Origin of the sequence: Pedobacter soli (assembly GCF_900101435.1) — a bacterium.
Classification (GTDB): Bacteria; Bacteroidota; Bacteroidia; order Sphingobacteriales; family Sphingobacteriaceae; genus Pedobacter; species Pedobacter soli.
In genome coordinates, this window is sequence record NZ_FMZH01000008.1 from 24,703 (window position 1) to 44,982 (window position 20,280).

15 protein-coding genes are annotated in these 20,280 nt (G+C 41.5%); 14 read left to right on the top strand and 1 reads right to left on the bottom strand.

Features of this window, described 5'->3' with window-relative positions; genetic code table 11:
- Window positions 1-16 precede the first annotated feature (16 nt).
- From BLR37_RS17295 to BLR37_RS17320, 6 genes are all read left to right on the top strand, one after another.
- The gene (locus BLR37_RS17295) at window positions 17-1,339 is read left to right on the top strand and encodes a peroxiredoxin family protein (protein WP_090770741.1); all 1,323 of its coding nucleotides are present in this window, start codon (window positions 17-19) and stop codon (window positions 1,337-1,339) included.
- Window positions 1,340-1,404: 65 nt separating this feature from the next.
- Entirely contained in the window at window positions 1,405-2,070 is a 666-nt protein-coding gene (locus tag BLR37_RS17300) for a YceI family protein (RefSeq protein ID WP_090770743.1), read from the top strand.
- A 287-nt stretch (window positions 2,071-2,357) separates the two neighbouring features.
- Complete coding sequence (locus BLR37_RS17305) at window positions 2,358-3,332, top strand: cytochrome-c peroxidase (protein WP_090770745.1); 975 nt, start codon at window positions 2,358-2,360, stop codon at window positions 3,330-3,332.
- An 80-nt stretch (window positions 3,333-3,412) separates the two neighbouring features.
- Window positions 3,413-6,178 carry a TonB-dependent receptor gene (locus tag BLR37_RS17310; RefSeq protein ID WP_090771040.1) on the top strand — a complete coding sequence of 922 codons (2,766 nt, stop codon included), beginning with the start codon at window positions 3,413-3,415 and terminating at the stop codon, window positions 6,176-6,178.
- Between the two features lie 16 nt (window positions 6,179-6,194).
- Complete coding sequence (locus tag BLR37_RS17315; protein WP_090770747.1) at window positions 6,195-7,100, top strand: DUF4397 domain-containing protein; 906 nt, start codon at window positions 6,195-6,197, stop codon at window positions 7,098-7,100.
- 9 nt (window positions 7,101-7,109) lie between these two features.
- Complete coding sequence (locus tag BLR37_RS17320; protein WP_090770749.1) at window positions 7,110-7,811, top strand: superoxide dismutase; 702 nt, start codon at window positions 7,110-7,112, stop codon at window positions 7,809-7,811.
- Window positions 7,812-7,919: 108 nt separating this feature from the next.
- Here the strand turns inward: BLR37_RS17320 and BLR37_RS17325 are convergent, their stop codons facing one another.
- Window positions 7,920-8,510 carry a hypothetical protein gene (locus tag BLR37_RS17325; protein ID WP_090770751.1) on the bottom strand — a complete coding sequence of 197 codons (591 nt, stop codon included), beginning with the start codon at window positions 8,508-8,510 and terminating at the stop codon, window positions 7,920-7,922.
- Window positions 8,511-8,653: 143 nt separating this feature from the next.
- On the opposite strand from BLR37_RS17325, the gene BLR37_RS17330 reads away from it, so the two are divergent.
- From BLR37_RS17330 to BLR37_RS17365, 8 genes are all read left to right on the top strand, one after another.
- On the top strand, window positions 8,654-9,526 hold the full coding sequence (locus tag BLR37_RS17330) for a sugar phosphate isomerase/epimerase family protein (protein ID WP_090770753.1): 873 nt from the start codon (window positions 8,654-8,656) through the stop codon (window positions 9,524-9,526).
- 267 nt (window positions 9,527-9,793) lie between these two features.
- Complete coding sequence (locus tag BLR37_RS17335) at window positions 9,794-10,378, top strand: RNA polymerase sigma factor (RefSeq protein WP_090770755.1); 585 nt, start codon at window positions 9,794-9,796, stop codon at window positions 10,376-10,378.
- Between the two features lie 176 nt (window positions 10,379-10,554).
- Window positions 10,555-11,691: a FecR family protein gene (locus BLR37_RS17340; protein WP_090770757.1), complete on the top strand. Its 1,137-nt coding sequence runs from the start codon at window positions 10,555-10,557 to the stop codon at window positions 11,689-11,691.
- Window positions 11,692-11,897: 206 nt separating this feature from the next.
- Window positions 11,898-15,299, top strand: coding sequence for a SusC/RagA family TonB-linked outer membrane protein (locus BLR37_RS17345; RefSeq protein WP_244154687.1), 3,402 nt, complete (start codon window positions 11,898-11,900; stop codon window positions 15,297-15,299).
- 31 nt (window positions 15,300-15,330) lie between these two features.
- Window positions 15,331-16,821 (top strand): RagB/SusD family nutrient uptake outer membrane protein, encoded by a 1,491-nt coding sequence (locus BLR37_RS17350; RefSeq protein WP_090770759.1) that lies wholly within the window; start codon window positions 15,331-15,333, stop codon window positions 16,819-16,821.
- A gap of 29 nt (window positions 16,822-16,850) precedes the next feature.
- Window positions 16,851-17,660, top strand: coding sequence for a DUF4843 domain-containing protein (locus tag BLR37_RS17355; protein WP_090770761.1), 810 nt, complete (start codon window positions 16,851-16,853; stop codon window positions 17,658-17,660).
- A gap of 10 nt (window positions 17,661-17,670) precedes the next feature.
- Entirely contained in the window at window positions 17,671-19,092 is a 1,422-nt protein-coding gene (locus tag BLR37_RS17360; protein WP_167356638.1) for a PKD-like family lipoprotein, read from the top strand.
- Window positions 19,093-19,128: 36 nt separating this feature from the next.
- A complete protein-coding gene (locus BLR37_RS17365) occupies window positions 19,129-20,262 on the top strand; it encodes a TlpA disulfide reductase family protein (protein ID WP_090770765.1) in 1,134 nt (377 codons plus the stop codon).
- Window positions 20,263-20,280: the final 18 nt, after the last annotated feature.

Consider the following 20,280-nt stretch of genomic DNA (forward strand, 5'->3'; position numbering starts at 1 on the left):
TAAAAACCAATATCAAATGAGCGTACATGAAATTTTTAAAGGAGCAGTTTTGCTCAGTTCACTGTTTATCGGTGGACAGGCTTTGGCCGATGGTGTGCAACCAGCCCCCGTACAAAAAACAATAAAAGAAGGTGTTTGGCGCGGTGTGTTTAATGTAAGCGAAACCCAGGTGCCCTTTAACTTCGAATTTAAGGGTAAGGATTTCGAACATGCCACATTTACCCTGTTAAACGGCACCCGACGCGATGATTTCCACGTAAAGCGCATTGCCCCTGATTCGGTATTTATTAAAATGAATACCTACGATGCGGCTTTGGTTGCCAAAATTAACGATGACGGTACACTTTCGGGCGAGTACCGCAGTTTGGTGCCAGGATTTAGAGGCAATTCTTTACCATTTACGGCCGAACACGGCAAAAAATACCGCTTTGTTGAGCCCGGTAAAGATGTGGCACCAGCGGCCAATATTTCGGGCAAGTGGGAACTGAAATTCTACTCCAAAGAACAGGTACCCAACAAGGTGGCAATACTCAAACAAACCGGAAATAGACTTACAGGCGTAATTATGCAGGTAACCGGCGATAGCCGCGAACTGGAGGGCACCGTGCAGGGCGATGAGTTTGTACTTTCGGGTTTCACTGGTCCGAGCCCTAAAATTTATAAAGGTAAAATCAATCCCGACGGTACCATTAGCGGCGTGATTTCGGCTGGTATTTACGATAACACCAAATTTGATGGTGTAAAAGACGATAAAGCCGAATTGCCTGATCCCTACAAAATTACATTCTTAAAAGAAGGCTATAAAAAGCTCGATTTCAGCTTTCCCGATCTGACCGGAAAACAGGTTTCGCTGAGCGACGATAAGTACAAAGGCAAAGTGGTAATTGTAGAAATTGTGGGCACCTGGTGTCCAAATTGCACCGATCAAACTGTTTTTCTTTCGCCCTGGTTTAACAAAAATCAGAAAAGAGGGGTAGAGGCCATCGCTATCGGTTTTGAACAGAAAGATGACCTGGAGTATGCCAAATATACACTGGGCAAACTGCGTGATAAGTATGATGTAAAATACGACATCCTGTTTGGTGGCCTGGCCGATAAAAAACTGGTATCGCAAAAATTGCCTGCGCTAAATAAATTCATTGCTTTCCCCACCACCATTATCATCGATAGAAAAGGTGAAGTGCGCGAAATTTATACGGGTTACACCGGCACTGTTACGGGCAAATATTATAAAGCATACGAGAAAAAATTTAACGCTTTGTTAGATGAACTGATTGCAGAGGACGCTACAGCAACTGCTTCGGTAACGGGCGATAAAAACACGCAAAAAAGTAAATAAACCTATCCTTAAGCCGGTTAAGCTGATGGTTTAACCGGTATTATCTAAAAACCATAAACCCAAAAATGAAACTAACATTAACCATTTCGTTATTAACCCTGGCCTCTTTAGGCGCTTTATCACAGTCGAACCGCTTTGCTGCAGCAAATCATAATGGATCTGCACCTAAGCTCACAACTGCGGCCCCTAAGCCTGCTTCAAAAGCACAATCGTTTAAAGTAGATAATGCCAGCAGCAAACTCACCTGGCTGGCTAAAAAAGCCACCGGTGAGCACAGCGGTAACGTAAAAGTGAGCGAAGGAACCTTTGTAATTGACGGTACTGTGCTTAAATCGGGTAGTTTTACCATTGATACCAAATCGATTACCGTAACCGATGTTACCGATGCCGCAACCAACGGAAAATTACTTGGGCATTTAAAAAGCGAAGATTTTTTTAGTACCGAGAAATTCCCGACTTCGACTTTTGTTATTACCTCGGCCAAAAAAGCAAGTGGCAACCAGTACAATTTAACCGGTAAATTAACCATTAAAGGCATTACCAACGAGGTAAGTTTTCCGGCTGCAATTGATGTGGCCGGTAAAAAGCTAACTGCCAAAGCTAAAATTACCATAGACCGTACCAAATACGACATTAAGTTCAGATCGAAAAACTTCTTCGAAAACCTGGGCGATAAAGTGATATACGATGATTTTGATATCGATGTAGCTTTAGTGGCCAACGCCGGATAATAACCAACCTAAACCAAAATTATTGATGAGAAGGGCTGTATCCCCGTCGTTATTGCGAGAAGGCTTTTTCAGCCGACGAAGCCTGCCTGAAGCAGGCAGGCAATCTTTATAGTAAGAATCACTAGCAGGAAAGATTGCTTCGTCGTTCCTCCTCGCAATGACGATTCTGCTAAGGGGCGTCATCCGAAGGGCTTAAACCAACCTAAACGATACAGCTTTTCATATTCTAAGGCAAGTGCCAAAACCATTTAATAAGCTTAATCTGAGCTAAAAACAGATTTAAACCGATGAAAAAAAGAAGTGCGATCATTATACTGAGTTTTATTGTACTAATACTTACCCAGGCAGCTTTTGTTGGAGGCGGTGTGGGCGAAATCCAAACTAAAGAAGAGCTTGGCAGCAGTTTGTTTTTTGATAATATCCTCTCGAAAGACAGAACCATTAACTGCTCATCATGCCACAGGCCTGAATTTGCCTTTGCAGATACGGCTACTTTTAGTCTGGGTATTGGTGGTAAACTCACTGCACGCAACTCGCCGGGTTTAACCAATTTATCAGGTCGTACGCATTTTTTCTGGGATGGAAGAGCAGCTTCGCTTGAAGAGCAGGCCTTAGGTCCGATTACTTCGCCAGATGAAATGGGGCTAAGCATTGAAGAGGCTGTAGCAAGGTTGAACCAGGATAAAGCTTATGCACAGGCTTTTGCCAGGGTATTTAAATCGCCGGCCACTAAAGATAATTTGTTAAAAGCACTTGCCGCATTTGAGCGGACATTAGAAACCAACAATAGCGCTTACGATCGTTACATCGATGGCGATGACAATGCACTTACAGCAGCTGCAGCCCGTGGTCGCCTGTTGTTTATTGGGAAAGCCAACTGCAATAATTGCCACTCAGGAGAAGATTTTACCGCCGATCGTTTTAAAAATATTGGTCTCTACAACGGCAAAAGCCTCAAAGATGCCGGACGTTTTACCATCACAAAAGATAGCACAGCAATCGGCGAATTTAAAATACCGGGCTTGCGCAATGTGGCCTTAACTGCTCCTTACATGCACAACGGGCAGTTTAAAACGCTTAAAGAAGTGGTAGCCTACTACAATAATCCTTCGGCGGTGGTGCACGATGGCATTAACCGTGATTTATCGCTCGATAAGCCGCTTAATTTAACTGATAGCGATATTAACGATCTGGTAGAATTTCTGAAAGCACTTACTGATGAAAGGTTTTTAATCGCTAAAAACGCCCCAACCACAAACTAGACAATTAAATAGATGGACATCGTTTTGCGCAAAAAAAAATGCGCAACAGCTCTTGTTATGCCCAAATTTTAACACATAAAATGAAAAAAAACATACTAATAATAACCACAATACTCTTTTTTGCAATCAATGCCTTTGCGCAAAAGAGGTTTATCACAGGTGTGGTCACCTCGGCCGACGATCAAACACCTATTCCCGGGGTATCGGTAAAAGTAAAAGGCCTTAACGATGGTGCGTCAACAAAAAGGGATGGCAGTTATCAGGTGGCCATCCGCAATGGTAAAGTGCTGCAGTTTTCTTTTGTGGGTTACAAAACACAGGAAGTAGAAATCGACCAGCAATCAGTTATCAATGTAAGTCTGGTACCCCTTGCCAGTAGTTTGGATGAAGTAAGCATTGTAGGCTCGCACAATGCCAACCGCACCAAATTAAACTCGGCCAACCCGGTTGATATCATTGACCTGAAAGCACTGCAGGAATCGGCACCACAGGTAAGTGTAACCCAATTGCTGCAATATGTATCGCCCTCGTTCCATTCGTCGGTTTCGGGTGGTGGCGATGCTGCCTCGGCTACTTCAACCGCACAGTTGCGTGGTTTAGGTGTCGATCAGCTTTTGGTGTTGATTAATGGTAAGAGACGCCATAAAAGTTCGAACATCAGCTGGGGAGGTCTGGGTAACGGCGCTACCGGGTACGATTTAAATGCCATTCCAACCGGTGCTATTGAACGCATCGAAATCCTGCGCGATGGTGCTGCTGCACAATATGGTTCGGATGCTATTGCCGGTGTAATTAACATAGTACTGAAGAAAAGTACCGAGGAACTCTCGCTTACCTCAACCGCAAGTGCGCGCAGGCGCGGCGATGGTTTAACCACACGTACCAGCAGCAATTATGGCCTTAAGCTGGGCAACAAAGGGGGCTATTTAAACTTAACCGGCGAATTCGCTACACAGGCAGTTTCATTACCTGTAGGTGATTCGGAATCGGGATTATACATTGGCCCGGCTTATGGTGGGGGTGCCAATACCAGAGGATTCGACCAGATTTACACCAAAGAAATAGACGATGCCATTTTGGCCAGTCGCGGTATAGATCGCCATTATTTCGATCAGCGTGGAAGTACCAACAAAGCCATTGATGGTTTATTGTTTTTCAATGCTTCTGTTCCACTTAAAGATGATGTAGAACTGTATTCATTTGGGGGCATTAGTCACCGTACCTCACAGTTTACCGCAGTATACCGCCTCCCGGGCTGGACCGAGCGCAACAATACCTTTATTTATCCCGATGGTTTTTTACCGGCGATGGATAACATTCTTTCTGATAAATCATTGGCCATTGGGGTAAAAGCGAAGGTGAAAAACTGGAAAGTAGATATTTCCAATGTATATGGTATCAACGATTTCTCCAATGTAATCAGCAATTCATTGAATGCCAGCTTAGGTCAGCGCAGTCCGCGTAAGTTCGATGCCGGAAGTTACAATGCCAGTCAAAATACAACCGGTTTAGATTTTAGCCGTTATTTCGATAAAGTTTTAAGTGGTCTGAATGTAGCTTTTGGTGGTCAATATCGTGTAGAAACCTATCAGATTATTGCCGGCGAGGAAGCTTCGTACTCGAAGGCTGATCTTCGGGCCATTTATGGGATCGATACTACTGCAACCGGAATCCCTTATACCACCTCATTGGGTTTAACACCTTTAAACGGGCTTTCGCCGGGCTCGCAAATCCATGCAGGTTTCCGCCCTTCAAACGAGGTGAACGTAAGCCGTTCTATTTCTGCTGCTTATTTAGATGCTGAGTTAAATGTTACGTCTAAATGGCTGGTATCTGGCGCGTTAAGGGTCGAAAATTATTCTGATTTTGGGAGTGTATTTACTTATAAAGCAGCTTCGCGTTTCGGTATCACCAATTGGTTAGGGGTCAGGGCTTCGATCAATTCAGGGTTCCGTGCACCAGATCTGGCCCAGTTTTACTACACCGAAACTTCTACCACTTTTCAGAATGGGGTAGCTATCGATCAGGTTACCGCCAATAACGTCAATCCGGCCACTACTGCCTTAGGCATCCCCGCTTTAAAGGCCGAAAAATCTAAAGGTTATACTGCAGGTTTCACAGCTTCACCATTGGCCAACGTAGAGCTGACGGTAGATGCTTACCAGATTGATATTAAAGACAGGGTGGGCAATACCGGACGTTTTTCGGCCACAGATACCAATTTGCCGGCCGATGTAAGGGCACTTTTTGTACAAACCGGAACTGTGCAAGCCAAGTTTTTTTACAACTCTTTCAGTACCCGAACCAGGGGTATAGAAGTGGCAGGGAGTTATAAATTCCTTTTCGAAAATGGGGGCAATGCTTCGTTTCTGGCCAGCGCCAACTTTTTAGATACCAAACTTACCAATGTAAATACCCCGAAAGGATTGGAAGCTTATCGCTACATCATATTTGATGAGTCGGAACAGGCTCGGGTAACTAACAATATCCCTTCGACCAAAATCAGTTTGCAGGGTACTTATAATTATAAAAAGTTAAACCTCTTATTGCGTACCGTGTATTTTGGCTCGGTGGTGTCGGTTTCGCAGCTTAATGCCAATTTCCCTAAACCAGATTATTATTATCAAACATTTAGCCCGATCTGGGTAACAGATATTTCTGTCGGCTATAAGCTTACCAACAATTTACTGGCCACTGTAGGTGCCAATAATTTATTTAATGTACTGGGCGATTATAGTATCCCGGCACCGGGTAGCAACATTACCCGAAATCCGGGGCCTGGTGGCGCGCAGGCAGGAACCAATGCCGGTATACAGCCATTTGTGAGATTATCAGCCAAATTTTAATCCTTAAAACAAGCACATGAAATTTTTAAAGAATATACATCAGTTAAAAGAATTAACCTTTACGCATACGCTGGTACTGGCAGCCTGGGTTTTAGTTGCCATTTTACCTTCCTGCAAGAAAACCGAATACCTCGATACCGATAATGCCGACCGCGAACCTTTAAGCGCAAAAGTGAAATTGGTAAATGCGCTGAGTATTACTGCGCCGGTTAATTTTTTGGATTTTACCCGCCAAATTAACACTACGCTGGTTGCGCACAATGTGGCTACCGCTTACCTCGATACCCAATTTGGGAAAGTGCAGTACAATACTACCGAAGGCAGCAATACCAGTTATAAATCTTCCTATATTTTTGGTGGTGCGACTTCTTTTGCACAAGAAACAGATAAAGCATCTTTCGCAGGGCCGAACGGACCAATTGCCGGTTACTACCATACTTTGTTTACCGTTGCCAAGCGCAGGCCAAGCAAGTTAAATCCGGGTAACCGCGATAGTTTGGTATTGGTTTACGATGATTTAACCGCTCCGGCCGCGGGTAAAGCCAAAATACGGTTCGCCAATTTTGCACCAGATGCTCCAAACCTCGATTTAAAAACAACTGCTGGCACTTCGTGGTTTGCCAATGTAGCTTATGGTAATTTTGGCGATCAGGTGCAACTAACCTACGATGCCAGCGGAAAAGCGCCAGCAACCATTGCGGGACTGAGCTGGAAAACCCTGGGGCCGTTTAAAGAAGTTGCGGCAGGTGCTGCACAAAACCTCGAGCTTAGAAATAACAGTACTGGCGCTATTGTACCGGTAAAAACAGCTGCTCTAAGCAACCTGAGTTTTGAGGAAGGTAAAATTTACACCCTGTTTATTAATGGCAACCTGACTACCGATGCCGCACTTCAGGCAACGCTGATTGTACACACTAAATAATTGATCCCGATGAAAGAAAACCATAGAAGGCACTTTATCAAAACATCGTTAACTATAGCAGCTGGTGTGGCTTTAAGTCCCGTTTTGTCGCATGCTAATGCCCAACATGCAGTTTTACAATTTGTGCAGGAGCCGCTAAAGTATCCGTTTAATGCGCTCGAACCATATATCGATGCATTGACGACGGAAATTCATTATACTAAACACCACGCGGCTTACATTAAAAACGTAAATGATGCCATTACAGTCGAAAAAATACCCTATACCACAGTCGAAACTTTTTTCGAAAATGCGGCCAGTCTTTCGGCTAAAGCACGCAACAACGGTGGTGGAGCCTGGAACCATAATTTCTTTTTCGCTAGCCTAAAGCCCGGTAGTGCACCAGTACCCGGAGGGAAATTAAATGCGGCCATTGAAAAAGCTTTTGGTTCGATCGATCATTTTAAGGAACAATTTGCGCAAGCGGCTGCCACCCGTTTTGGCTCTGGCTGGGCCTGGTTGGTAAACGATAAAGGCATACTTAAAATTACCTCTACAGCCAATCAGGACAATCCCTTATTTGGTTCGGCAGAAGTTAAAGGCACGCCTTTGCTTGCACTCGATGTTTGGGAGCATGCCTATTACCTCAAATATCAGAACAAAAGAGCCGATTACATTGCTAATTTCTGGAATGTGGTAGATTGGGAGGTAGTGGCAGGAAGATTAATTTGATGATAAGGCCATATTTAATGGCGAAAGAGATCCTGCTTTCTGCAGGATATATTTGGTTAGAAGAGCGGAACTCGCCCGGATAGGGAGTTCCGCTAATTTATAAGGGTTTTATCCTTTTTTAAAGTGTTTGTTCAACGCATTTTGCACTTTAGCTACATCTGCTTCGATAGCTTTGGTAACGCCTGCATCCAATGCTTTGATAAAATTAGGTGTAACCTGAATAGAAGTTGCATTGTTTACAATAATCAGTTCAAGTGGATTAGTACCAAATTTTAGCGGCGCTTTTAATTTAGAAACTTCTTTTTCAACGTTTTTGCTAAATTCATAGCTATCGCTCAATTCATCAAAACAGTCGCGGGCAGCCTGAAATACCAGTTCAGTTTCAATATCTAAACCGTTTATGATGATGGTAGCAGCTTCAAGCTCTTTTTTCAAGCCTTCATTTCCTTTTACTGTGGTGTGGATGCTTTGCAGCGGTTCCAGTAAATCTTCGCTAATCACGATTAGCTTTTTATCGGTAATTACAATTTTTGCATTGTTGCCGCTTTCATCAAATAACTGCTCTACGTGGATGATATCGTTACCATCTTTAACAACAGATACACTTTGCGATTGCTTTTCAACTTTCGAATCGGCAATGGCATTTTTTAGTACGTTTACCAGGTAATCGAGAACCGGATATTGATTAATTTCAGACATGTAATTTAATTTTCTGCAAAGATAGGTTTGCAAACGAATCAAAGAAGCTTTAAAAAGATTTTTTTTGAAAGCAGGACGATACAGGATGAAACTAAATAATTTAATTTTTAATTTTAGGTTTAATCATCCCTAACCAAATTGATATGAGACTTAGCTATTTAACTGTTGTTGCTTTTTTTACGCTGCTCACTGTTTCCAGTTTTGTACCCGATAAACAGTATGCCCAGCGTTTGGGGATCATGTCGGGCCTGGGGCAGGATAGCATTGCACATGCCGGCGGTTTTACCATGATTGGCGAATCGGTAAGGAAAATGCTTGCACCCGGTGTAAGCGACGAGGCTTTTAATGCCAATCTGAAACAGATGAAAACTGCCCGGTGCAAAGTAACCGTATGTAACCTGTTTTTTCCGGGAAATATTAAAATTGCAGGTCCGGATGTAGTAGAGGCCAGGGTTTTATCGTATGCCGATTCAGTACTCTCGAGGGCCGGACAGGCGGGGGTAAAACTGATTGTTTTAGGAAGCGGAGGTTCGCGCAATATTCCTGCAGGTTACGATCTGGCCAAAGCACAGACCGATTTTATAGCCCTTTGTAAAAAAATAGGACAGCTTGGCGCAAAATATAAAGTTGTTATTGCACTCGAAAACCTCGAAACTACCGAAACCACTTTTATTACTTCGCTCAAATCGGCTGCTGATATCGTGAGAAGGGTAAATCATCCTAATTTCAGACTGAATGTAGATATTTTTCACATGATGCGTGAAGGTGAATCGCCTGATGAAATACGGGCTGCAAAAGGGCTGGTAGGCTATTGTGAAGTGGCCGAAAAAGAAAAACGTACACTACCCGGTGTAATGGGCGATGATTTTAAACCATATTTTCGTGCCCTGCGCGATATCAATTACAAAGGCCTGATTTTTATTGAAGGAAGTATTGGTAATGCTTCGGTAGAAATACCCGGCGCTTACGAATATCTTTCTGCACAACTGGCTGCGGTTGATGCAGAAAAAAGGTAAAATGTTAGTGTATATGGTTTGATATTTAAATAATCGGGCGGATATTTATGTCTTTCTCTCTTTAATTGCGCTTTTATTGTCGCTAACCGTTAAAAGCTGGTGTAAAAATGCTTGATATTTTGAGTGAATCGGATATGCGTCTGCTTTAAATAGGTTTTTTAGTTGTTTTTGTTTTAATTACTTGCCTATCAATATAAAACTACACCTGTTTTACGCTTAATTTCGATATAAACTGATCGAATAATATTATCTTTGCAACCGATTGCGATGAACACTTACAGCTCATTTTCAGATAATGAACTAGCTTTCTTACTGACTAAGAATGATGAGCTGGCTTTTACCGAAATTTACAACCGTTTTTACGGCTTGTTGTTTATTCACGCCAGCAAACGCCTTAACAGCGAGGAAGAAGCCAAAGATCTGGTGCAGCAGTTATTCGAAACTTTATGGATTAAAAGGGCGCAGGTAGCACCCGATGGTAATTTATCGGGTTATTTGTACGCCGCTACCAGAAACAGGGTGATTGACGTTTTTGCACACCAGAAAGTTGAAGATAAATACATCGGCTCTTTGCAAGGCTATCTTGATCAGGAACATGTACTTACCGATTACCTGGTACGCGAGAAAGATATGGCCGCTTTAATTGAACGCGAAATTGATGCCTTGCCGCCAAAAATGCGCGAAATCTTTTTGATGAGCCGTATGGAGAATAAAACCCATAAAGAAATTGCAGAATTACTCGAACTTTCTGAATTGACAGTAAAAACACAGGTGAAAAGAGCATTAAAGATTTTACGTTCGCGTTTAGGTTTGGTTACCTACCTTATTTTTATGCTTAAAACTTATCATTAAGCAGAATATCTTGCAATTAGAAGTGTAAAAAATTGATTTTAGGTGTCATATCTGCAAAACGATGAATCAATTTTTGCATTTCTGAGAAAAAAAATAAAAAAAATATATTTCTGCATACCCCCAGGGTATACCCTTCGCCGTATATACATTAATCAGCCCTAAAAGATTATTGTTAAATGGAGAAAAATGCGAAAATATTGTTGGATAAGTACTTATCAGGTAATTGTACGCCCAACGAAAAAGCAATTGTAGAACAATGGTATCTGCAACTCCCTTTTGAGGGCGATACACCTCAGCAACACCGCATTACCGCTACACAAACTGAGGTTTGGGAGAAGTTGCAGCATGGTAGACAAAAGGCAAAACAAGTACTTTTATTTAAACGTATTGCTGTGGCAGCCAGTATTTTATTGTGCCTGAGTGTTGGCCTTTATCTGGCTATGCGCAACAATGAACCACAACAATTTACCGTAAGTGCTAAAAATGATGTTAAACCCGGCCGCAATAAAGCCCTTTTAACCCTCGCCGATGGTTCTGTTATTGATTTGGATAATGCCAAAACAGGCCAGTTAGCTACACAAAGTGGTATTGTGGTGCGTAAAACGGCTAATGGTAAACTCGAATATATCATTAAAGATAACCCAGGCAACGCCACTCAGGCCATCAGCACTAATGTAATTACTACGCCAAGGGGAGGCCAGTACGAGGTAACTTTGCCAGATGGTACCAAAGTTTGGCTAAATGCCGCTTCTTCTTTAAAATATCCCTCATCGTTTGCCAAAAACGAGCGTAAGGTAGAATTACAGGGTGAAGCCTATTTCGAAGTAGCTAAAGATAAAAACAGACCCTTTAGGGTGGCAACCAATCAGCAAACGGTTGAAGTACTGGGTACACATTTCAATATCAATGCCTATAGTGATGAGGCTCAGGTTAAAACTACTCTTTTAGAAGGAGCAGTAAATGTTTCCAGCGGTACAAACAGTTTAAAACTAAAACCTGGTCAGCAAGCCTTGCTTAACCTGGCCGATGCCAAGCTCCACATGAACCCGGATGTAGATGTAGATAAAGAAATGGCCTGGAAAAACGATCTTTTTGCTTTCGATAACGATGACCTGAAAACCATCATGCGGCAAATATCGCGCTGGTATGATTTGGATGTGGTGTATCAGGGCAAAATAACTAACGAAAAATATGTGGGAGAAATCCCAAGAAACAGCAATTTATCCGAAGTATTCAAAATATTGGAACTTAACCACGTTCATATTGATGCCAAAGGTAAAGTGCTCACTGTATCTGGCAGTAAAACCAGGTAGACTTGCCCGTCGCTAAAAAGGCAATAAACCAAGCAATTCAATCAACTAATTAAACCAAACTTTATGATGAAAAAATTACCTGAAATCTAATTTCCTACCGCAAAAAAAAAACCGAAAGCGCAGCAACGCTTCCGGTAGAAATTTTGGACACAGCAGCTGGGTTTCGAAGCAAGCTGCTATTTATTAACCTCATTCAAAACAAAGGTATGAAATTAACTACCCTTTACAACCCCGTATACGCTATACGGAGGGTAAGGATTAAATTTTTATTGGTCATGAAATTGACTGCTATTTTATTACTGGCCGGTACTTTGCATATTTCGGCTGCTACATTTTCGCAAACCGTAACCATATCGCGTAAAACAGCTCCTTTAAAAACCATATTTAAGGAGATCAAAAAACAAACCGGTTACTTTTTCTTTTATAAAGGCGAGCTTCTGGAAGGAAAACCTGAAGTTACTGTCGAATTAAAAAATGCAACGCTGACTGAGGCTTTAAACCTGTCGTTAAAAGGGTTGAACCTGAGCTTTAATATTGTAAACAAAACCATTGTCATCAGTAATAAAGAAAACCCAACTTTACAGCCTGTTACTGTAGCCAGCCAGATTGAAGTTAAGGGTAAGGTAGAGGATAAGGACAGTGGAGAAAGCTTACCCGGTGTTAATATTTCGGTTAAAAACGGAGCCAGTGTTGGCGTAACCAACGAGAAAGGTGAGTTTAAAGTAAATGTTGCCGAAGGTGCCATACTGGTTTTCAGTTATGTGGGCTATGATATACAGGAAGTTAAAGTTAATAGTGCTAAAACGCTGAATATTAAGCTTGCTGCCCAGCAAACGCAGATGAATGACGTGGTAATTACCGGTTATCAGGCGATTAAGAAAGATAACTATACCGGCAATGCCATCACGATATCGGGAGATCAGCTGAAAAGGGTAAATCCGCAAAATTTGCTTCAAAGTATCGGCACATTTGATCCATCATTTAAACTGATTGATAATAACCTTGCCGGTTCCAATCCTAATAGAATTCCGTCTATTAATGTCAGAGGCGCTTCGGCATTACCCAGTGGCGATGGTCAGGTATTGAGAAGGGATGAAATTCTTGGAACAGCAAATATGCCGGTTTTCATGCTTGATGGCTATGAGGTAAGTGTGCAAAAGGTATTTGATTTGGATGTTAACAGGATTGCCTCTGTTACCTCATTGAAAGACGCTGCTGCAACAGCTATCTACGGATCGCGCGCTGCCAATGGCGTAATTGTGATCACTACTAAAACACCTTTGGAAGGCAAATTAAGGGTCGAATACAATTACGAATTGAATCTGACTGCGGCAGATTTAAGCGATTATCAGGTTTTAGATGCAGCCGAAAAACTAGATTATGAAGTGCTGGCTGGGTTATATAATTCTGCTAAGCAACAGGTATCTCAGGATCAGCTCGATGAAATCTATTACCACAAAAAAGCCAATGTTGTGGGTGGTGTTAATAGTTACTGGCTGTCTCAACCCTTACGCAATACCATCGGAAATAAGCATGCTGTAAATCTTGACGGGGGATCATCGGCCTTTCGATACAATGTTAACTTACGCTATCAAACAAGACCTGGAGCAATGAAGGGATCACAAAGAGACCAGTATTCAGGCGGAATGAGTTTCCAGTACAATGTTAAGAAAATTCAATTCAGAAATGAGTTATCCGTAACACAAGTAGGTGCCACTGAATCCCCATACGGTGATTTTTCCAGTTATGTAAAGATGAATCCATATTACCCTTTGCAAGATGCGAATGGCATGGTAATGAGAATTTCGGATGTCTACGAAAAGCAGGACCGGTCAAAAGAATATGTATTTAATCCATTGTATGATGCCAGTTTAAGTAGTTTTAATAAATCTAAGTATACCGAAATCATCGATAACCTTTCTGCCGATCTGGAAGTGGCAAAAGATCTTAGGTTAAGGGCTCAGATGAGCGTAACCACCAGATCAAATGCCGATGATATATTCACATCTCCATTGGCAAATAAATATTATCTCTACACTGCAGATAAAATCGACGAAAAGGGAGAATATACCAATAGGGAGATGAAAGAAACCTATTGGGACAGCAATATCAGGCTAACCTGGTTAAAGCAGATAGGCGGTAATTATTTTAATGCACTAATCGGCGTAAATGCACGCACAGAACTGCGCGATCAGAAACAGTTTACTGCTATCGGATTTGCGAACGACCGTTTTACCAGTATAGGGTTTGCAAAAGGATATGCCGAAGATGGAAAACCATTAAGCAAGCTCGAAAAAGCACGGCTTTTCGGTTCTTTCATCACCATGAACTATTCCTATAAAAACCGGTACCTTATGGATGGAACTGTTCGTATCGATGGTTCTTCTAAGTTTGGTGTAAACAACAGATTGGCTCCATTTTGGTCGTTCGGATTAGGCTGGAATGTACATCAGGAGGAATTCTTTAAAGATAATAAAGTAATCAGCCAATTGAGAATAAAGGCTTCTACAGGTCTTACTGGTTCTGTAGAGTTTGATCCTTATTTATCGCGGACTATTTATAAATATAATACCGGAAACTGGTATTCTACAGGCATTGGTGCGGGTGTAAACAGTTATGGTAATGAAAACCTGGGCTGGCAAAAAACGCGGATGACAGATATTGGTGTAGATATCGGTTTGTTTAAAGACCGTATCATGATTACCCCAAGGATATACAAGAAGTTTACCAAAGATATTCTGGCCGATATCACCTTACCTCCATCAACAGGCTTCTTATCTTATAAAGAAAACCTTGGAGATATGGAGAACAAAGGCGCGGAGTTAGGGCTTACAATAGATGCGGTGAGGAGCAAAGACTGGTCAGTAAACCTGAATGCCAGTATGGTTTCCAACAGAAATAAGGTGGTAAGAATCTCTAACGCATTAAAGAAATATAATGATAGGGCAGACGAACTGCAGTCGGTAAAACCCGGAGAAGGCGGCTACAGGGGTATTCCATTACTTCGTTTTAGCGAAGGACAACCTTTTAATGCCATTTATGGTGTACCATCATTGGGTATTGATCCGGAAAACGGACGTGAGCTATACCTCAAAAAAGATGGAACCATAACCTACGATTATGATAAGCGGGATTACGTAGTAATTGGCGACCCTAACCCTAAAGTGAGCGGTTATTTTGGCGGAACGGTTAACTACAAAAGATTTAGTCTTTATGTGCAGTTTCAAACCTTTTTTGGGGGTGATAAGTATAATTTAACACTGGTGGAGCGTGTTGAAAATGCAGATCCACGCTATAACGTTGACAGACGCGTATTTGAAGAAAAATGGAAGAATTCAGGTGACCTCTCTTTTTATAAAAATATAGCTGATATCGGCGAGACTGATGTAAGTTCAAGATTTATTCAGCCTGATAATCTGATTAACCTTCAATCGGTTAACCTTTCCTACGACATGAGTAAAAAAATAGCATCTAAACTATCGATGTCGAGTTTGATGTTCCAGGTAACTGCAAACGACCTGGTGCGTTGGTCGTCGGTGAAAGAAGAAAGAGGTATTAATTATCCGTTTACCAGGAGTTTAACCTTTTCTGTTAGAGCAGCTTTTTAAACTTTTTAATCACAGATTTAAAATATAAAACATGAATATTAGATTATTAATCTGCCTTATTTTAGTAACAGGATTATTCAGTTCCTGTGAGAAATGGCTGGAAGTTGAGCCGGAATCAGAAATCGCCGCCCCAATTTTATTCAGTACCGAAAACGGTTTCATGGAAGCAATAAATGGCGTGTATAACCGCAGTACCGAATCAGATCTTTATGGTAAAGAACTTACTTTCGGTACAACCGAGGTGTTGGCACAAAATTTTTCGATGCGCGATGACGGACAAGATTACAGGCAAACCTCATTATACAATTATAAACATGGCGAGTTTATCAAACGGAAAGATAAAATATGGGCCGGTTTATACAATTCTATTGTGAACTGTAATTTGATTCTTGAAAATGTTGATGCAAAAAGGAATGTTTTTACCGGTTCAAATTATGCCATTGTAAAAGGAGAAGCACTAGCATTAAGGGCCTACCTGCATTTTGACCTGCTGCGTCTTTTTGCACCATCGTATTTGAGAAATCCTGCTGCAAATGGAGTTCCCTACGCCAACAAGTATACAAAAGAAATTACTCCTATGTCTACAGTGTCGCAAACCATCGATTTAATCATCAAAGATCTCGAAGAGTCAAAACAGCTTTTAACAGCAGATCCCATCCGGAGTGCCGGTTACATCGTAAACTATCCTTTGGTTAGCGATACGCTGAAAAATACAGAGGAGAAAAATGCCAGTCTTTTTTTACAGAACAGAAGGCACCGGATGAATTATTACGCAGTATGCGGAACATTGGCCAGGGTTTATCTTTATAAAAATGATAAGGTAAAAGCCTTAGCAAATGCTAAGGAGGTAATCGATTCTAAAAAATTTCCATGGACTGCAAAAAGTGATTTTGAGGCTTTTGAAGATTCTAAAAAAGACCGTATTCTTTACAAGGAACTTGTTTTTGGATGGTACATACCTGGTGCTGCAAAAGAAATAAAAGACAATTGGTTTCAAAGTGGTACCAGAGGTTTTTATTTAATTGAGGATGCTGCTGATTACATTTATGAAAAGGCAACTGCCGGAGCAAGTGATTCGCGCTACAAATACTGGCTGTCTGCTACTTCAAATCAATCGTCGAGATCTTATGATATTGTTAAATACCGCAGAAACCCCTTAAGTGCAGAAGCAAATGCCAATCTACATTACCTGATGGCGCCCGCAATCAGGCTGAGTGAGATGTATTACATAGCTGCCGAGTGTTCGTACGCAAGCAATCCTGCAACTGCAGTCAATTACCTTACCCAGGTTCGCGAAGCCAGGCAAATTGGCGATCCTTTATCTATAAACAGTGAAGAGGATTTATTAAAAGAGCTGCTTAAAGATGCACGTAAAGAGTGGCTGGCAGAAGGGCAGTTATTTTATATGTACAAAAGGCTAAACAGGGGTATTGTAGGGCAAACAGGCGTAGTTATTCCCCCTTCCGATAACATTTTCGTACTTCCATTGCCTAACGATGAAATCGTTTACGGTGGCAGATAAACAAGGTGAAATTTTATGAATAGCAAATTATGAAAATATATATATTAATATTCGCGGTATTCTGCCTTGCTTCCTGCAAGAAAGCAGAAGAGATGCGTTTTGATCACAGTGCCAATGTTTATTTCGATATTTACAATGGCGATAAAGACAGTATCGTAAGAACTTTTGCCTATAATCCCACATTAGCTCAGGATACCGTTTGGCTACCGGTACGTTTATCCGGAATAAGAACCGGTGAAGACAGAAAGTTTAGTGCACGGGTAGACGCTGATTCCTCTACAGCTAAGGTTGGTGTTCATTATGAAGCACTAAAATCACAATATTCTATTCTTCCTAACAGGGGGATAGGATACATTCCTGTAGTAATTTATAATAAGGATAAGGAACTCGAAAACAGATCGGTTTCGATACTGATCAAATTAACCGGCACACCCGATCTGGGTATCGAAAACCCTTATTTAATTAGGGCAAAAGTTGTCTTCTCGGCCAAACTGGAAAAACCTAATTGGTGGGATACCTGGCCGCTTCCCCCTTATTCGAGAACCAAACATGAATTGTTTATTCTGGTAACCGGACAAACCTCACTCTCAACTGATGGCCTCGATGCACCCAAAAACCTCTATTATATAGGTTTGTTAACCACGATGTTAAACAATCCTTTTAATTGGGTTACCAAAAATGAAGCAAAAGGATATGTAATTGAAGAGGTAACTGCCGGCAATACAGATAGCTATTATTTCTACAATAAAAAAAATCCGGCCAAAAAAACACTTTTGCGCAAAAATATGCAAAATGGCAAATACTATTTTATAGATGAAAACGGCAATGAAGTTATTTAAATCTAAAAACATGGATATTAGAAAATTAATTATATTAATAATAGGCGTGCTTTCTCTTGCCGCATGTCATAAAGACCTCGGTAATTATGATATCAATATGCCTGTCGAGCCTAAATTATTAAACCTCGATTCTGTTTACACCGCAAGCGTAGGCGATAGTTTGATCATCAAACCAAAAATAGAAAGTGCAGATGCTGCAAACATTGAGCTTCAATGGAAAATCAGTGTAATGGAAGGTAATGATGTACTTTATACCGGACCGGCACTACGTATTATCTTCGGACTGCAGGCCAAACGGTATTCAGCTCGCCTCACAGTTTTTAACAAAGCTAATGGAATGAAATATTTCCACAACTTTTACGTAGATGGCGGAACCGAATTTGCAAACGGAACAACAGTATTAAGCATTGAAAACGGAATAACGCAATTTTCATTTGTAAAGCCAGATGGCAGTGTGCAGGCGCGTTTATACAGGGCTATGCAGGGCAAGGATCTGCCTCCAAACCCCACAAATTTATTTCTGCTTAGAAATACATTTACCGGAGGTACCTTATTAGGGTATTGGATTATTACAAAAAATGGTGGTATCAGGCTCGAGCCAAATACCATGCAGGAAGATCCGAAATATCCCAATACACTCAGGAATAATTTTTTTACCACACCTGATAATCTTGAGGTTGGCTCCCTTATATCACATCCTCAGGGGGTGATGATGGGGGTGGTAAACGGCAAATTCTACGGAGGTACCACCAGTACCTGGGATCAGGCTGCTACCTATGGCATGTTTGGTTTACCCGCTGATGGCGATTATGAATTGGCTCCTTCCTTTGTAATGAGCTTTACGCAGGCAGCCACTTATTTTATTGGTTTCGACCGGAACAGGAAACAATTTGTCAGAATCAACCTATATGGAGCGCCTGTTTATTTTGGTACGCAATACTCGGTTAGCTCAACAACTGTTTTTGATCCTACCAATGTGGCTATGGATCTTGTTCATTTGGAGCAGCTCAATAACGCAGATTGTTTTGCCTTTTGCAAAGGAACCGACGGAAAGATCTATGAATTAAAGTTCAATGTTCAGTTTAACGGTCCGTTTACTTTTACACCTCAGCACAAACGCCTTTTTATACGCCAGGAGTTAATCAATGAAAATACAAAATGGAGCGGGGCTAAAAACGGGGTAATCTATATTGCCAATGGTAGTAAAGTTTACCGGTATAATCCTGTAAATGAAGAACTCAGAGAACTGGCCACAAGCTTTACCGGAAAAACGATTTCTATGTTAAAACTCAGCGATGACGAAGAAACATTGATGGTAGGAACAGAAGAAACGGTTTCCTTTCTAAACATAGCTACCGGAATGAACGGCGTATTCATTAAAAAGATCGAAGGCATCCCAGGTGCTCCTGTAGATATGGCAATCAGAAAATAAGCGATCCACTAATTAATCATAAAACTAACACAAAAAATGAAAATAAAATTCTTAATCCTTGCTCTTGCAGCACCTTTTATCGCCTCGGCACAGGCGCCAAACTTTAGCCTTTCCGGAAAAATCGGCAACCTCAATGCCCCGGCCAAAGCTTACATCGATTATATGGATAATGGAGTTGGTCACGAAGATTCGACCGTAGTGGTAAACGGAAATTTCCGCTTTACAGGCAATGTTTCGGGTATTTCTTATGCCCGCATGGCGCTCGATCATACCGGTGGTGGTAAGCAACGTGCCGTGTACACCGGCGATGTGATCTATTTTTACTTTGGCAAAGAGCAGGTGTTAATCAGCTCAAAAGATTCATTGGATAATGCAACCTTTACCGGTTCTAAAGTATACAACGAATACGCAGCTTATAACAAAACCATTGGTGGTACCATTATGGCTTTAACCAAGGCGGTAAATGCTGATTTCAACAGTGGCACACCAGAGCAGCAAAAAGATCCGGCTTATATGAAAGCGGTCGATACCCGTTACCGCAATAACATTAAAGCCCGTGAAGAGAAACAATTTCAGTTTGCAAAAGACCATCCCAATTCATTTTTTGGTTTGGTAGCCTTATCTGAATCGGCTGGCGCAAAAGTAGATGTAGCCAAAGTAGAGCCTGTATTCAATGCTTTGAGTAAAGAATTACGCGCTACTGATTTGGGTAAAGAACTGGCGCAGCGCATTGCAGCCAGTGGCATTACTGCGATTGGTGCAAAAGCCCCTTTATTTACACAGAACGATGTTTTAGGAAAACCGGTTTCGTTAGCCAGCTTAAAAGGCAAGGTGGTTTTGGTTGAGTTTTGGGCAAGCTGGTGCAGCCCTTGCCGTGCCGAGAACCCTAACCTGGTTAAAGAATATAACCTGTATAAAGATAAAGGCTTCCAGATTTTATCGGTTTCGTTAGATAATGTGAAAGAAAACTGGCTAAAAGCCATTGAAACTGATAGTTTACCCTGGTTACACGTTTCCGATTTAAAAGGCTGGAACAATGAAGTAGGCCGTTTATATGGGGTGAGGGCCGTGCCCGCCAGCTTCCTGGTTGATCGTGATGGAACCATTATTGGCAATGGTTTAAGGGGCGAACCGCTAAATAAAAAACTGGCCGAAATATTTAATAATTAATCGTCTACCCATTAATAA